Annotated in this window: 13 protein-coding genes and 1 tRNA gene; 8 read left to right on the top strand and 6 right to left on the bottom strand. The window is 73.9% G+C overall.

What is annotated here, in order from left to right; genetic code table 11:
- Positions 1-201 precede the first annotated feature (201 nt).
- A tRNA-Arg gene (locus tag OG472_RS17700) sits at positions 202-274 on the top strand.
- A gap of 74 nt (positions 275-348) precedes the next feature.
- Here OG472_RS17700 and OG472_RS17705 read toward each other — a convergent pair.
- The gene (locus OG472_RS17705) at positions 349-654 is read right to left on the bottom strand and encodes a cupin domain-containing protein (protein WP_405830173.1); all 306 of its coding nucleotides are present in this window, start codon (positions 652-654) and stop codon (positions 349-351) included.
- Positions 655-981: 327 nt separating this feature from the next.
- On the opposite strand from OG472_RS17705, the gene OG472_RS17710 reads away from it, so the two are divergent.
- Positions 982-2,298: a phosphoribosyltransferase family protein gene (locus OG472_RS17710; protein WP_401602110.1), complete on the top strand. Its 1,317-nt coding sequence runs from the start codon at positions 982-984 to the stop codon at positions 2,296-2,298.
- 92 nt (positions 2,299-2,390) lie between these two features.
- Here OG472_RS17710 and OG472_RS17715 read toward each other — a convergent pair whose 3' ends face one another.
- On the bottom strand, positions 2,391-2,855 hold the full coding sequence (locus OG472_RS17715; RefSeq protein ID WP_405830174.1) for a phospholipase: 465 nt from the start codon (positions 2,853-2,855) through the stop codon (positions 2,391-2,393).
- Positions 2,856-3,122: 267 nt separating this feature from the next.
- On the opposite strand from OG472_RS17715, the gene OG472_RS17720 reads away from it, so the two are divergent.
- The gene (locus tag OG472_RS17720; RefSeq protein ID WP_405941717.1) at positions 3,123-4,130 is read left to right on the top strand and encodes an oxidoreductase; all 1,008 of its coding nucleotides are present in this window, start codon (positions 3,123-3,125) and stop codon (positions 4,128-4,130) included.
- Here OG472_RS17720 and OG472_RS17725 read toward each other — a convergent pair.
- Entirely contained in the window at positions 4,127-4,891 is a 765-nt protein-coding gene (locus tag OG472_RS17725; RefSeq protein ID WP_405830177.1) for an alpha/beta fold hydrolase, read from the bottom strand. The two genes, OG472_RS17720 and OG472_RS17725, sit on opposite strands and share 4 nt — an antisense overlap.
- A gap of 151 nt (positions 4,892-5,042) precedes the next feature.
- Here OG472_RS17725 and OG472_RS17730 point away from each other — a divergent pair, with 151 nt between their 5' ends.
- From OG472_RS17730 to OG472_RS17750, 5 genes are all read left to right on the top strand, one after another.
- A complete protein-coding gene (locus OG472_RS17730) occupies positions 5,043-5,456 on the top strand; it encodes a GNAT family N-acetyltransferase (RefSeq protein WP_383577753.1) in 414 nt (137 codons plus the stop codon).
- Between the two features lie 78 nt (positions 5,457-5,534).
- Positions 5,535-6,764 carry a S8 family peptidase gene (locus tag OG472_RS17735; RefSeq protein ID WP_405941718.1) on the top strand — a complete coding sequence of 410 codons (1,230 nt, stop codon included), beginning with the start codon at positions 5,535-5,537 and terminating at the stop codon, positions 6,762-6,764.
- A 211-nt stretch (positions 6,765-6,975) separates the two neighbouring features.
- A complete protein-coding gene (locus tag OG472_RS17740) occupies positions 6,976-8,268 on the top strand; it encodes a hypothetical protein (protein ID WP_405830181.1) in 1,293 nt (430 codons plus the stop codon).
- An 86-nt stretch (positions 8,269-8,354) separates the two neighbouring features.
- On the top strand, positions 8,355-9,407 hold the full coding sequence (locus OG472_RS17745; RefSeq protein WP_405830182.1) for a WxL protein peptidoglycan domain-containing protein: 1,053 nt from the start codon (positions 8,355-8,357) through the stop codon (positions 9,405-9,407).
- Between the two features lie 63 nt (positions 9,408-9,470).
- Positions 9,471-10,637 carry a hypothetical protein gene (locus tag OG472_RS17750; protein WP_405830184.1) on the top strand — a complete coding sequence of 389 codons (1,167 nt, stop codon included), beginning with the start codon at positions 9,471-9,473 and terminating at the stop codon, positions 10,635-10,637.
- Between the two features lie 108 nt (positions 10,638-10,745).
- Here the strand turns inward: OG472_RS17750 and OG472_RS17755 are convergent, their stop codons facing one another.
- Genes OG472_RS17755 through iolB form a run of 3 tightly spaced genes read right to left on the bottom strand, consistent with a single transcriptional unit; the run spans position 10,746 to position 15,001 of the window.
- Complete coding sequence (locus OG472_RS17755; protein WP_401602124.1) at positions 10,746-12,245, bottom strand: CoA-acylating methylmalonate-semialdehyde dehydrogenase; 1,500 nt, start codon at positions 12,243-12,245, stop codon at positions 10,746-10,748.
- Between the two features lie 12 nt (positions 12,246-12,257).
- On the bottom strand, positions 12,258-14,132 hold the full coding sequence (gene iolD / locus OG472_RS17760; protein WP_405941719.1) for a 3D-(3,5/4)-trihydroxycyclohexane-1,2-dione acylhydrolase (decyclizing): 1,875 nt from the start codon (positions 14,130-14,132) through the stop codon (positions 12,258-12,260).
- A complete protein-coding gene (iolB, locus tag OG472_RS17765) occupies positions 14,129-15,001 on the bottom strand; it encodes a 5-deoxy-glucuronate isomerase (RefSeq protein ID WP_405943190.1) in 873 nt (290 codons plus the stop codon). The genes iolD and iolB overlap by 4 nt, the downstream gene beginning before the upstream one ends.
- Between the last annotated feature and the right edge of the window lies 1 nt (position 15,002).

Here is a 15,002-nt window from a genome sequence, read left to right on the forward strand (position 1 = left end):
AACACCAGGGGCCGCCGCGGCGCAAAAGCGATGCGAGAATCGCACCTGCCTGCGATTATCGGGACCGCTTCACCGAACCTCCACATCGTGGCCCGCGAGTGAAGCAACCGGGACAAGGCGACCGGAGCCCTATCCTTGACCCGGCACGGACCGCAGCCCCACCCCCACCAGGGGCTCCAGGCCCACCACGGCCACCTTCCGGCCCCCGTAGCTCAGTGGATAGAGCAGGTGCCTTCTAAGCACTTGGCCGCAGGTTCGAGTCCTGCCGGGGGCACTTTCCACGTCCCATCCTCAGGCCCTCCCCCGCGGAGGGCCTTTTTCTGTCCTGCGGCGGGGCGGCCCGGGCCGTCAGTTCTCCGGGACCTCCACGATCAGGAGGGTTCCGCGGCTGCCGGGGCGCACCTCGTGGGGCGCACCGGCCGGGATCCGGTACATCTCCCCGGGGCCGACGGCCACCGCGGCGCCCTGGACGACCAGTTCGAGCCGGCCCTCGAGCACGACTAGGATCTCGGCCTCGCCGTGCGACTCCTCCACCACCGGCGTCCCGTCCATGCGCAGCAGCTTCACGGCGGCGGTGCCGACCTCCCCCAGCACCTCGGAGCTCCAGGCGGCAGGCATCCCCGCTGCCGCGTCGAACAGGTTGACCGGACTCATGGCATGCCTCCTGAAGTCCCCCCGGGCAGGGGGGCGGTGACGGGTGGATGGCTGGACGCTACCGCCGCCGGTACGCCGGTTGGTCGACCGCCGGGTAAAGCCTGCGGGCGACCGCCGTCCGGCTGGGCAGGGGGCGGCCGCGTCCACGGTGACCGTGGCACGCCCCGGGCGAGTCGCCCGAAGCTCACGCAGAGCCACCCGGGCCGACTCTTCGCGGTCGACCGCGCCCACGGGCCCGGCACCGACTTGCGGACGGGCCGTGGATGGGGTTGCGTCGAAGTAGGTGTGTGCGTGGTTTCCGTCTCCCCTGGTTGGGGGTGAACCCCCGTGCTGTTCACCCATCGCACGGACGCGGGAGAGCGTCTCGCCGAGGCGCTCCTTCACCTGCAGGGGGAGGATCCCGTCGTCCTGGGCCTGCCCCGCGGCGGAGTCCCGGTGGCCTTCCAGGTCGCGCGGGCACTCGGCGCCCCGCTCGATGTGATCGTGGTCCGCAAGCTCGGCGTCCCCTACCACCGGGAGCTGGGCTTCGGCGCCATCGGCGAGGGCGGGGTGCGCGTCATCAGCGAGGACATCGTCCGCAGCAGCCGGGTCCGGCAGCAGGACCTCGCCGCGGTCGAGCACGCCGAGGAGGCCGAGCTGGCCCGGCAGGCGCGCAGGTTCCGCGGCGACCGGCCGCGGGTGGCGCTCGCCGGCCGCACGGTGATCGTGGTCGACGACGGGATCGCCACCGGGGCCACGGCCGCGGCCGCCTGCGAGGTCGTACGGGCGCAGGGCGCGGCCCGGGTGGTGCTGGCGGTTCCGGTGGCGCCGCCGGACGCGGTCGCCTGGCTGCGCACCGAGGCCGACGAAGTGGTGTGCCTCTCCGCACCGCGCGCCTTCCGCGCCGTCGGCGAGTGGTACGAGGACTTCTCCCAGACCCCCGACGAGGAGGTCATCGCCCTGCTGACGCGGGCAGACGCCGGTCCCGGCCCGGGACCGGCGTCCGGCCAGGCCGCCCGGGCGGCCGCGGTCGAGGTGGACGCCGGCGGCATCGTCCTGGCCGGGGACCTCGCCCTGCCGGAGGGTGCCGGGGCGGTCGTCGTGTTCGCCCACGGCTCGGGCAGCAGCCGGCGCAGCCCGCGCAACCGCGCGGTGGCGGCGGAGCTGAACCGGGCGCGGCTGGGCACTCTGCTCTTCGACCTGCTCACACCCGCCGAGGAGGCCGACCGGGCCAACGTCTTCGACATCGAACCCCTGGCCGGCCGGCTCGCGGAGGCCACCCGCTGGCTGCGGCGCCGCGTGCCCCTCCCGGTCGGCTACTTCGGGGCGAGCACCGGAGCCGCGGCGGCGCTGTGGGCGGCCGCGGAGGCCGCGAAGGCCCCGGACGGCGACGCGGGCTCCGGGATCGGCGCCGTGGTCTCCCGGGGCGGCCGGCCCGACCTCGCCGGCCCGCGGCTGGCCGCCGTACGGGCCCCCACGCTCCTCGTCGTCGGGAGCCGGGACACGACGGTGCTCGAACTCAACCGCGGGGCCCAGCGCGAACTGCGCTGCGAGAACCGGCTGGAGATCGTCCCGGGGGCCACCCACCTCTTCGAGGAGCCGGGAGCCCTGGACGAGGTGGCCGCCCTGGCCCGGGACTGGTTCGCCCGGCACCTCGTACGGTGACGGGCGCCCGCCCCGGCCGAGTCAGCCGAAGCGGCCCTCGACGTGGTCCCGCGTGATCCCCAGGAGATTCCCGGGAGACCCCTACAAGATCCCTACGAGATCCCGAGGAGCCTGACCGCCTGGTAGTACGTCCACGCGGTGCCCTCGCAGGAGCTCTTGCGGCTGCCGGAGTAGTGCGCGCAGACCCGCTTCATGTCCGCGAGGAACGCCTCGTCCAGCCGGGCCTTGGCGGCCGGAAACAGCCCTGCCGCCCGGTGGTTGCGGTAGCCGAAGTCGTGGCGGTCGCAGGCGGCGGTGAAGGGGAAGCCGAAGGGGTTGTCCGGGGACGAGGTGCAGTGGTCGGTCGACCAGTCGAAGCCGTACGCGGCCCACGCGCCCCGGTGCTCGCGCGCGTCGGCCCAGGCCTGGTAACTGGCCGCGCTGGGCTGCGTCCAGCGGCTGAGCACCAGCGGTTTGTCGGCCGGGACCTCCGGTGCGGCCCAGGCGGCCGGCGCGAGGGCGAGCACGGCGGTGGCGGCGGCGGTGGCGAGAGCGGGGACGAGGCGGCGACGGCGCATGGAGGGTCCTCGGGGCCGGGGCGGACGGATCACCCCGGCCAACAGGGCCGGACCCCACCCGGTTACTGCGCGCCGCGCCGCCGGTCTTCCGGTGAACCCGTACGTATGCTCCAACGGCTTTGCACAGGCGCCGAGTTCCCGCCCGGGGTGTGACTTTTCGCCGCCCCTGCACACCTTCTCGCCACGACGTTCGTCGTCCCATACTCCCGGAGCGGCACGGTGGCGGCCGCAATGGTCTGCGGCACGACGAACACGGGGTGGGGCACGGTGGATTCAGCGGCGGTCACGGCACAGTCGACAAGGGGCGCGACGGAGTCGGAGACGGTCACGGCGCGGTCGACGACGGTCACGGCGGAGTCGACGACGGTCACAGCGGCATCGGCGCCGGTCACGGCCGCCGCCGCGGGCACCTGGAAGCTCGGCGACCTGGAGGTGAACCGCGTCGGCTTCGGCACGCTGCGGCTGACCGGAAACGGCATGAGCGGGAATTCCGACGGCGCCCCGATCGACCGGGAGGTCGCCGTCGGGATCCTGCGGAGCGCGGTCGAGCGCGGGGTGAACCACATCGACACCGCCTCGTTCTACTTCTCGCCGCTGCGCTCCGCGAACGAGCTGATCAACCGGGCGCTGGCGCCGTACACCGACGATCTGGTCATCGCCACCAAGGTCGGACCGTGGCGGGACCCGTCGGGCGCATGGCTGGGGATGGCCGGGCCCGGGCAACTGCGCGGGCAGGTCGAGGAGAACCTGCGCCAGCTCGGCCGGGACCACCTCGACGTGGTCAACCTGCGCGTGAACGGCATCGTGTCGGTCGCCGAGCACTTCGGCGCACTGGCCGAGCTGCGGGAGGCGGGGCTCGTCCGCCACCTGGGCCTGTCCTGCGTCACGCCCGAACAGCTCGCCGAGGCCCAGGCCATCGCACCCGTGGTCTGCGTGCAGAACCCGTACGGCCTGGACCAGCGGCTCGCCGACACCAACGGCCTGATCGACAGCTGCCGTCGGCAGGAGATCGCCTTCGTTCCCTTCTTCGCGATCTCGGGCCGGCGGCGCGAGGCACCCGCCGACGACACCCACGGCGACGGCCTCCGTGCCGTGGCCCGCGCGCACGGGGCGACACCCGCGCAGGTCAGGCTGGCCTGGACCCTGCACCGCGGGCCGAACGTGCTGGCGATCCCCGGCACGTCCGACCCCGGTCACCTGACGCAGAACATCGCCGCCGGCGCGCTGCGGCTGTCCCGGGACGACCTCGACCGGCTGGAGGCGCCGCGGGCCTAGCCGAGGCCCGCGGCGGTGGCGCGGGCGAAGCCCTCGGGGTTGTCCAGCATGATGTTGTGCCCGCAGTCGGGGACGGACACCACGGCGACGCCGGCCGCCTCCAGGGCCTCGGCTCCGGGAAGCGGGCCGTCCGCCTCCGGCAGCAGGTAGGTGCGCGGGACCTTCAACTCCAGCAGCAGCTCACGCATGGTGGGCGTGGTGCCCGCCGCGAGGTGGACGGCCGAGCGGTGGAGGGCCGTCCGGCCGGCGAGGCGCATCGTGGACCACCAGTGCGCGCCGACCCGGTCACGCACCTCGGCCCAGCCGCCGGCCAGGAACTCCTCCTCCGTGTAGGCGGCGATCCCGCTGCTTCCGGGCATCGCGGGACCGGGCGGAACCGGATCCAGGTTGGCGTCGACGAGCACCAGCCGGGAGACCAGGTGGGGATGGCGGTGGGCGAGCACGATCGCCACAGCTCCGCCCATGCTGTGGGCGATCAGCTCGGCGCCCGCCACCCCGGCCGCGCCGAGGGCGGCCGCCAGGGCGTCGGCGTGCTCCTCCAGGGTGTAGCCGAACCCCTCGGGCCGGTCGCTGTGCCCGTGGCCCAGCAGATCGACCAGCAGGGAGCGCCGCCCCGCCAGGAGCGGATGCGTGGCGCTCGCCGCGAAGTAGGCGGGCGAGGTGGAGCCGAGGCCGTGCACGTACACCCGGGCCGGTTCCTCCCCCGGCAGCTCGACCCAGCGGATCCGGTCGTCCTCCGCGGTGACGACGGCACTTCTCACGATGCTCCCCCTCAGTCGTTCGGCGGACGGTCAGGCCCGTGCCGTGACCGTAACCCGTTCCGTGGCGGTCCGGTCAGGGGTTTCCCGCCGCCCGCCACGCCGCGGCGGACTTCCGCTCACCATCCGTCATGCGCGCACTATCGTGGCCGGCATGGACATCCGCCGGGCCCTCACCCCCGCCGAGCTCGCCGCCGCCGAATCCCTCTTCGACGGGCCCGCCCGAGAGGAGTGGTCCGAGCGCTTCCTCGCCGCCCCGGGGCACGTGATGCTCATCGCCTACGTCGACGGAGTGCCCGCCGGGATGGTCTCCGGCATCGAGATGAGCCACCCCGACAAGGGCACCGAGATGTGCCTGTACGAGCTGTCCGTGGACGAGGGGTACCGCCGCCGCGGGTTCGGCCGCGCCCTGACGCTGGCCCTCGCCGACGAGGCGAAGGCCCGCGGCTGTTACGGCATGTGGGTGGGCGTCGACACCGACAACGAGGCCGCCCTGGCCACCTACGACGCCGCCGGCGCCCGCGACGAGGGCGTCTTCGCGATGCGCGGCTGGCCCCTCAGCCCGTAGCCCGCGCGGCGGCGTGTCGTGCGCCCACTCGGCGCACCCTCCGCGCGCCCGCGCCGCCGCTCGCCGAGCATCGGCCGCATGACCGCATTCGTCCCGCTCCTCCCCGCCGCCGTCGCCCTGCTCGCGGCGGCCACCACGGCCGCCGCCCTGCCGCCGCACCCCTCCTCCGCGGCCCGTTCCTCCGCCGAAGCCCCCGTCGCCCCCTACGTCGTCGTCCTCAAGGACACCGGCTCGCGCGCCCCGACCCGCGCCCTGACCGCCGAGGCCGCGGACTCCGGCGACGAGGTCGGGCCGGTCTACGAAGCCGCCCTCAACGGCTTCGCCGTCCGCACCACCGCCGCGCGGGCCGCCGCCCTGGCCGCCGACCCCCGGGTGGCCTCCGTGGAGCCGGACGTGCAGTTCCACACGAGCACCGGCGACACCGCAGCCGCCCCCGCCCCCGCCGACGCGCAGCCGCAGGCCCAGGCGCAGGCACCCTGGCCGCTGGACCGCATCGACCAGCGCGAGCTCCCGCTCGACGGCTCGTACACGTACCCCACCAGGGCCGAGGGCGTCACCGTCTACATCGTCGACACCGGGATCAACACCCTCCACGAGGAGTTCGGCGGCCGCGCCCGCTTCGGCTACAACGCGGTGTTCCTCGGGAGCTCCCGCGACTGCAACGGCCACGGCACGCACGTCGCGGCGACCGTGGGCGGGCAGACGTACGGGGTCGCGAAGGGGGTCTCGCTCGTCGGGGTGAAGGTGGCCGACTGCCACGGTTCCGGGAGCCTGTCGGCCCTTCTCAAGGGCCTCGACTGGGTGGTGAAGGACGCTGCGAAGGCCCCGGGGACCCCGGCGGTGGCCAACATGAGCATGGGCGGCACCCCCAGCCACGCCCTCGACGCGGCGGTGATCCGGGCCGTGGCCTCCGGGATCACCTTCACCGTGGCCGCGGGCAACGACGGCGAGGACGCCTGCGGGGGATCCCCCGCCTCGGTCCCGCAGGCGATCACGGTCGGCGCGACCGACGCCGACGACCGGCGCGCGCCGTTCTCCAGCCACGGCCCCTGCGTGGACCTCTCGGCCCCGGGCGTGGGTGTCACCTCGGCCTGGAAGGACTCCGCCACCGCCACCGCCCGCGCCTCCGGCACCTCGATGGCCGCCCCGCACGTGGCGGGGGTCGCCGCGCTCGTCCTGGCGAGCGGTACGGCCCGTACCCCGGCGCAGGTGACCGAGGCGCTGCTGCGCAGCGCCGTGCCCGACCGGATCACCGGGCTCCCGGCCGGCACCCCGAACCTGCTGCTCCACCTCCCCGCCGACCGCTAGACCCCGCACACCCGGGCACCCCGACCAGTCGGTATCCGATGGGCCATCAGACCCTTGCTGATGGCCCATCAATTTCTGTGTGCTTCGGGCGAAAGCAAGTCATTGACTTCTCATCACCGTGACGCGTCAATATCGGCCACCGCACCGGCTCGGCCTCCCCCACACAGCGGGTGGGGGGAGGGGTTCGTCATGACGAAGGAGTCGCGACCCAGTGAGTACGAGAACGCTCAGACGAAGAGTGCTGGCCGGGGCGGGAGCCCTGTCTCTGGCCCTGACGGGCGGCGTGGTGGGCCTGGCAGGCTCCGCGCAGGCCGCGACGAAGACCACCGCCGTCTTCGAGAACTGCGACGCCCCGGCGCCGCAGCCGGACGGCTCGGGCAACCAGAACTGGACGGTCACCCTGCCCGACGGCGCCAAGGCCGGCGACGTCGTCCCGATCACGATCGACCCGGGCGCGAGCCCGCTGATCCCCGGGTTCTCCGTCACCACGGTGAACACGTCCAAGATCACCCTCAAGGTCGGGACGACCACCCAGGTGGTCACCAGCCCGCCCGAGACCGTCAGCGTCGTGGCCGGGCAGCCGCTCGACCCCAAGGCGTTCTCCGGAACGATCAAGATCCCGGACGGCACCGAGGGCACCACGGTCAACGTCGCACTCGACCTGGCGGTGACGGACGCGGACCTCTCCGGTTCGGTCTTCACCACCACCTGCACCCCGGCGCCCCGCCCGAGCGCCTCGCTCGGCTCGGTCGCGGTCGAGGCCCTGCCCAAGGACCCGATCACGACGAAGCTGACGCCCAACAGCGGCCCGGCGGGCCAGGAGGTCGTCGTCAGCGGCGCCAACATGCCGCCCGGCCCCGTCACCTGCTCCGCCCTGCTCGCCGGCGCGCCGACCGGTGACAACGGCAACGGCACGGCGGACGCCGCCGGTGTGGCCACGTGCACCCTCACGGTCACCAAGAAGGCCGACACGATCAAGATCAACGGTGCGACCACCTCCAAGCCCTTCGTGTTCGTGGAGGAGCAGGCCGGCGTCAAGAACCCGGTCGACGTCGAGGTCCTCCCCGGACCGCTGGCCCTCGGCCCGAAGGACGGCCAGCCGGCCGTCAGCTTCGGCTCGGTCACCATCAACGGCAAGGCCCAGTCGGTGGTCGGCGTCTTCAACGCCGCGACCGTCCAGGACTTCCGCGGCGGCTCGCTCGGCTGGGACGTGACGGCGACGCGCACGCCGTTCCTGAACCAGGCCACCGGCCACTCGATGGCGAAGGCGCAGATCGGCATCCAGCCGTCCTGCACCGTGACCAACCCGGACAGCCCGAGCACCTGCACCGCGGGCACGCCCGGCGCGATCTCCGACGTCCCGATGAAGGTGGCCTCCCAGGCCGCCGGCGGGGACGAGCTGACCGGCGGTGAGTTCGCCGTCGGCGGCGCCGGGATGATCCAGCTCCCGCCCTTCATGTTCGCCGACACCTACCAGACGGTCGTGACCTTCTCGATCGCCTGACCCGTACGGCCCGCTCCTCCAGGGTGGTGCGGCGCTCCGGCGCCGCACCACCCCTTTCCCCTTCCGGCGCCGACTGGAGACCGCCCATGCGCACCCGCAGCCGTACGCGTAGCCGCACCCGCACCTCCCTCCACGGGCTGCTCCTCGGCCTGCTGCTCCTGGGCGCGGGCCTGCTCCCGGCCACCGCGGCGAGGGCCGCGGACAACGGCACCTGGGGGGTCTTCCCCACCCCCGCGGCCGGTGCGGCGATGACCGACCGCGCGTACTTCTTCCACCAGGGCGCGGCCGGAACCACCCTCGCCGACAGCGTGACGATCCTGAACTCCTCCGACAGGGACCTGACGTTCCAGGTCTTCGCCACCGACGCGATGAACACCCCGGCGGGCGGCGCCTTCGCGCTCCTGCCGGCCGAGACCAGGCCCAAGGACGTCGGCGCGTGGATCGCGCTGCCGCCGGAGACCGCGGGCACCGTCACCGTGCCGGCCAAGGGCCGCAAGGACATCCCGTTCACCGTGAAGGTCCCGGCGGACGCGACGCCCGGTGACCACGTCGGCGGGATCGTCGCCCTGAACACCGCCGTGGAGGGCGTGCAGCAGGACGGCAAGGTCCAGGTCGGGGTGAAGCGCTCGGTGGGCGCCCGGCTGTACTTCCGGGTGCCGGGCCCGCTGACTCCGGGGCTGAGCGTGGAGGACGTGCGGATCAGCCGGTCGGCGCCGCTGCTGCCCTGGGTCAAGGACGCCCGCGCCACGGTCTCGTACACGCTGGTCAACCGGGGCAACGTGGTCGTCGAGCCCAAGGTGACGGTCTCTGCCGAGGGCCTGTTCGGGCGCGACGTGCTGGACCGGCCGGCCCGCGAACTGAAGCTGACCCTGCTGCCGGGACAGCGGATCGAGCTGACCGAACCCTGGCCGGACGCCCCCCAGTCCGACTGGGTGACCGTCAGGATCACGGCGGGAGCGAGCGCCCACCCCGATCTGGTCTCGCGGTCCGAGACCGACTTCATCGCCGTCCCCTGGCCGGCCGTGGGCCTGTTCCTGGTACTGGCGGGCGCGGGGGCCACCCTGTGGGTGCTGCGCCGCCGGCGCCGCGCGGAACACGAACAGGTCGAACCCGCCCCGGACTTGGCTCAGGCGCGCTGACCGGCGAAGGTGTCCCAGGGTGACGGTATTCGGCCATCACCCTGGGGCGGGGAGGCACCTTCGATGGAACGACAGCACGGCGACGCGGCCAAGGGCACGGGTCTGCTGACCCGCATCGAGCGCGCGCTGGGCACCGGCACCGCCGTCTACCTGCCGGGCGACGGCTGGATCCGGCTCACCCTCCCGCTCGACGACGGCGGCCCGGCGCCCGTCACGGTCGACGTGATCGCGGACACGAGACGGGCGCCGCGGGGGATCGCGTACCTGCTGCCCGGCGGCGGGCTGAACTTCGCGGCGGACTTCTTCACCCCGGGCGGCCCGGACGACCACAACCTCGCCCACGAACTGCGCCGCCGCGGCCTGCTCGTCGTCGGGGTCACCCCGCGCGAGGACGCCGCGGCCGCCGCGGACATCACCGCCGAGTGGGGGCTCGCCGCGCACCGCCGGGACCTGGACCGGGTGGTGGGCGCGCTGGACTCCGTACTGCGGCTGCCCTACCAGTACGCCGGGCACTCCGCCGGGGCCGCCCTCGCCCTGGACGCGGCCTCGCACGACACCTCGCCGCGGCTGCGCCGGGTCGTGGCTCTGGACACGACCGGGCCGTACACCGGTGACCTGGCGCTGCGCGCGGCCGACACCCGGGACGCGTACGCCACCCAGCTCGCGCAGGGCGTCCACACCGTCGATCCGGGACTCACGGCCGTGATCGCCAAGGCGGTGGCCGATCCGGACGGCGTCTCCCCGGCGCCCTGGCCGCCGGACCCGACCCGGCGCTTCACGCACGCCGGGCTCGCCCACTTCGCGCTGATCCGCACGGCCGCCCTCCCGGGGCCGGCGAACTGGATCTACGCCCGGGGTCACAGCGCCGGGACCTACGACTTCGGCGCCACCCCCGCCGAGGACCGCTTCACGCTGACCCGCACCCCGCTGGCCACCTGGCACGCGGCGACCGCCGCCCTCGGCAGCGGCCTCCTGCCGGCGGCCCTGATGCGGGACCTCGCCGCGGTCTGGGCGGGCGACGACGCCACGTACCGGATCGCCTGGGACCGCATCGCCGCCGAGGTCGTCTGGATCAACACCGAGCTGGGCCGCGGCGACCACCCGCGCGGGGCGGAACTGATCCGCGCGTCGGGCAACGACCGCGTCGCCTTCAGGGTGGTCCCGGGCTACGGCCACGGCGACGCGGTCTGGGGCACGGACGCGCCGAAGGACGTCTGGTCGCTGCTCTGAGACGCGGCTCGCCCCCCGCGGTGAGGGTTGCGGGGGGCGAGCCGGGTCTGCGCCGCTTGCGCGCGGCCGGCGCCCGGCGGTCCGTGCCGAGTGCTCGGTGCTCGGCGGTCAGTGGTTGCGGGGGAAGCCCAGGTCCACGCCGGCCGGCGCGTCCGAGGGGTCCGGCCAGCGGGTCGTGACGACCTTGCCGCGGGTGTAGAAGTGGATGCCGTCGTTGCCGTAGATGTGGTGGTCGCCGAAGAGCGAGTCCTTCCAGCCACCGAAGGAGTGGTAGCCCACCGGCACCGGGATCGGGACGTTGACGCCGACCATGCCCGCCTCGATCTCCAGCTGGAAGCGGCGGGCGGCGCCGCCGTCGCGGGTGAAGATCGCGGTGCCGTTGCCGAACGGCGAGGCGTTGATGAGGGCGACGCCCTCCTCGTAGGTCTCCGTGCGCAGCACGCACAGCACCGGACCGAAGATCTCGTCACGGTAGGCGTCGGAGTCGGTCTTCACGTTGTCGAGCAGGGAGAGGCCGATCCAGTGGCCGTTCTCGTTGCCCTCGACGGTGTAGCCGGTGCCGTCCAGGACCACGTCGGCGCCCTGGGCGGCCGCGCCCTTGACGTACGAGGCGACCTTGTCGCGGTGGGCGGCCGTGATGAGCGGGCCCATCTCGGAGGTCGGGTCGTTGCCGGGGCCGATCTTGATCTTCTCGGCGCGCTCGCGGATCTTGTCGACGAGGGTGTCGGCGATGGAGCCGACGGCCACGACGGCGGAGATCGCCATGCAGCGCTCACCGGCCGAGCCGTAGGCGGCCGAGACCGCCGCGTCGGCGGCCGCGTCCAGGTCGGCGTCCGGGAGCACCAGCATGTGGTTCTTGGCGCCGCCCAGCGCCTGCACGCGCTTGCCGTTGGCGGAGGCGGTGGTGTGGATGTGGCGGGCGATCGGCGTCGAGCCCACGAAGGAGACGGCCGAGATGTCGGGGTGTGCGAGGAGGGCGTCCACCGCCACCTTGTCGCCGTGGACCACGTTCAGCACGCCCGCCGGCAGGCCGGCCTCGCTCGCCAGCTCGGCCAGCTTGTTGGAGGCCGACGGGTCCTTCTCGCTCGGCTTGAGGATGAAGGTGTTTCCGCAGGCCACAGCCAGCGGGAACATCCACATCGGCACCATCGCCGGGAAGTTGAAGGGGGTGATGCCGGCGACGACGCCGAGCGGCTGGCGGATGGCGGAGACGTCGACCCGGTTGGAGACGGAGGTCGACAGCTCGCCCTTGAGCTGGGTGGTGATCCCGCAGGCCAGCTCGACGATCTCCAGGCCGCGCGCGACCTCGCCCAGCGCGTCCGAGTGGACCTTGCCGTGCTCGGCGGTGATCAGCTCGGCGATGGCGTCGCGGTTGGCGTCCAGCAGGGCGCGGTAGGCGAACAGCACCTTGGTGCGGGCGGCCAGCGAGGACTGGCCCCAGGTCTGGAAGGCCTCCTTCGCCACCTGTACCGCCGCGTCGACCTCTTCGGCCGAGGCGAGCGCGACCTGCGTGGTGACCTCGCCGGTGGCCGGGTCGGTGACCGGGCCGTAGTTGCCCGACGCGCCCTCGACGGTCTTGCCACCGATCCAGTGGTTGACGGTCTTCATTGCCTTGCTCCTTCACAGATGGCGACGTCGCTGCGCGGCTTGCCGGTCGTACTCTTCACGGGCCTGGGCCGCCGCCTTGCGGGTCGCGGTCTCGGCCACAGGAACATCCCACCACGCCTGCGCCGGGGGTGGGCCCGACACAGTGTCGGGCGTTCGGGTCTGTGTGTAGACACATGTGGGACGCGTCGCCGATCGGGCCTCGGCGAGGGCTTCGCGCAGGTCACGCACGGTGCGGGCGCGGATCACGGCCATCCCGAGGGAGGCCGCGTTGGCCGCGAGGTCCACCGGAAGGGGGTCCCCCGTGTACGAGGCGTCGGCCGCCCGGAAGCGGTATCCGGTGCCGAAGCCCTCGCCGCCCACCGCCCCCGACAGGCCGCCGATGGAGGCGTAGCCGTGGTTGTCGAGGATCACCACCTTGATCGGGACGCCCTCCTGGACGGCCGTGACGATCTCGGTCGGATTCATCAGGTACGTCCCGTCGCCGACCAGCGCCCACACCGGCCGGCCGGGCGCGGCCATCGCCACCCCGATCGCGGCCGGAATCTCGTAGCCCATGCAGGAGTACCCGTACTCCAGGTGGTACTGGTCCGCCGACCGGGCCCGCCACAGCTTGTGCAGGTCGCCCGGGAGCGATCCGGCCGCGTTGACCAGGATGTCGCTCCCGTCGACGAGCCGGTCGAGCAGCCCGAGGACCTGGGCCTGGGTGGGCGGAAGGTCCTCGTCGGGGGCGGACACGGCGTACGCGTGGTCGACGCGCCGCTCCCACGCGCCCTTGCGCTCCGCGTACGCCGTCTCGTAGGCGGGATCCACCCGGTACCCGGCGACCGCCTCCAGGAGCTCGTCGAGCCCCTCGCGCGCGTCGGCGACCAGCGGCCGGGCGGCGAGTTTGTGGGCGTCGTACGGGTCCAGGTTGAGGCCGATGAACCGGACGGCCGGATTCTGGAACAGGGTCGCGGAAGCGGTGGTGAAATCGGTCAGCCGGGTCCCGGCGGCGATCACCAGATCGGCCTCCCGGGCCAGCTCGTCGGCGGTGGCCGTCCCGGTGTGGCCGATCCCGCCCACCTCGGCGGGGTGGTCGTAGGGGAGCACGCCCTTGCCCGCCTGCGTGACCGCGACCGGGATCCCGGTCGCACCGGCGAAGGCGGCCAGGGCCGCCTGGGCCCCGCTGTGCCGGACCCCGCCGCCGGCGACGATCAGGGGGCGCGCGGAGCCCCGTACGGCCGCGGCGGCCGCGGCGAGCTCGGCGCGGTCGGGCCGGGGCCGCCGCACGCCCCACACGCGCTCGGCGAAGAACTCCTCGGGCCAGTCGTAGGCCTCCGCCTGCACGTCCTGCGGCAGCGCCAGGGTGACCGCGCCGGTCTGCACGGGGTCGGTGAGCACTCGCACGGCCTGCAGGGCGGCCGGGATCAGGGCCTCGGGGCGGGTGATGCGGTCGAAGTGGCGGGAGACGGGCCGCAGCGCGTCGTTGACGGAGAGGTCCCCCGCGTACGGGACCTCCAGCTGCTGGAGCACCGGATCGGCGGGCCGGGTCGCGAAGGTGTCCCCGGGGAGCAGGAGCACCGGGATCCGGTTGATCGTGGCGAGGGCGGCGCCGGTGACGAGGTTGGTGGCGCCGGGCCCGATGGAGGTGGTGACGGCGTGCGCCGAGAGCCGGCCGCGCTGGCGGGCGTACCCGACGGCGGCGTGCACCATCGCCTGCTCGTTGCGCCCCTGGAGGAAGGGCATGGCGTCCGGCCCGGCCTCCAGCAGGGCCTGCCCGATGCCGGCGACGTTCCCGTGCCCGAAGATGCCCCAGGTGGCGGCGATCAGGCGCTGCCTGCGGCCGTCGCGCTCGGTGTACTGGCGGGCCAGGAACCGTACGAGCGCCTGGGTGACGGTGAGCCTCACCGGGGTGCCTCCTCGGAGGGGAAGGGGAGCCGGGGGTCGATGTCCTGGCCGTCCCAGCTGCCGCGGATCCAGCCGTGGTCGGGGTGGTCCCGGATCAGCCACTCCCGGGTCTCGCCCGGCCCGGCCATCACGTTCAGGTAGTACATGTCGTGCCCGGGGGCGGCGATGGACGGCCCGTGCCAGCCGTCGGGGATCAGCACGGCGTCCCCGGTCCGCACCTCGGTGAGGATGTCGGTCTTCCCGGCGGGGGAGGGCGAGACCCGCTGGTAGCCGAGCCCGGGGGTGTCCCCGTGCGGGGCGATCTCGAAGTAGTAGATCTCCTCCAGGCGGGACTCCTCGCCGGGGTGGTGCTCGTCGTGCTTGTGGGGCGGGTACGAGGACCAGTTCCCGCCGGGGGTCAGCACCTCGACGGCGATCAGCCGATCGGCGGGGAACGCCCCGGCGGCGGCGAAGTTGTTGACCTGCCGCGAGCACTGTCCCGCGCCGCGCAGCTCCACGGGCACTCCCCCGGCCGGGCCGTACCGCGCGGGCAGCCGGTTGTTGCACCGCGCCCCCGCGAGCGCAAACCGCCCGCCCGCTGCCGAGGTCACCTCCACGTGGGCGTCCCGGGGCACATAGGCGAAGTCGGTCTGCCCGGCGAACACCCCGCCCCTCCCCCGGAGTTCGAAAACCTGCGGTCCGCTGCTGGGGGCGGAGCCCCGTTCGTTGAGCCTCGCCGACGATCGGGGCGCGGGGTCCGGGGCGGGGCCCCAGGAGCGGACCTCGCAGCCGCCCTCGAGGGGGAGCACAATCCACTCCGACTCCCCGCACTCGTGCGCGTACACCTCCCCCGGCGCCAGATCGAGGACGACCAGCCTCGTCCAGGACATC

The organism is Streptomyces sp. NBC_00207 (assembly GCF_045160965.1).
Taxonomy (GTDB): domain Bacteria; phylum Actinomycetota; class Actinomycetes; order Streptomycetales; family Streptomycetaceae; genus Streptomyces.

Coding starts and splice junctions, on each gene's coding strand:
- OG472_RS17705 (WP_405830173.1), bottom strand. CDS start 654: ATGAGTCCGGTCAACCTGTTCGACGCGGCAGCGGGGATGCCTGCCGCC.
- OG472_RS17715 (WP_405830174.1), bottom strand. CDS start 2,855: ATGCGCCGTCGCCGCCTCGTCCCCGCTCTCGCCACCGCCGCCGCCACC.
- OG472_RS17730 (WP_383577753.1), top strand. CDS start 5,043: ATGGACATCCGCCGGGCCCTCACCCCCGCCGAGCTCGCCGCCGCCGAA.
- OG472_RS17735 (WP_405941718.1), top strand. CDS start 5,535: ATGACCGCATTCGTCCCGCTCCTCCCCGCCGCCGTCGCCCTGCTCGCG.
- OG472_RS17745 (WP_405830182.1), top strand. CDS start 8,355: ATGCGCACCCGCAGCCGTACGCGTAGCCGCACCCGCACCTCCCTCCAC.
- OG472_RS17750 (WP_405830184.1), top strand. CDS start 9,471: ATGGAACGACAGCACGGCGACGCGGCCAAGGGCACGGGTCTGCTGACC.
- OG472_RS17755 (WP_401602124.1), bottom strand. CDS start 12,245: ATGAAGACCGTCAACCACTGGATCGGTGGCAAGACCGTCGAGGGCGCG.
- iolB (WP_405943190.1), bottom strand. CDS start 15,001: ATGTCCTGGACGAGGCTGGTCGTCCTCGATCTGGCGCCGGGGGAGGTG.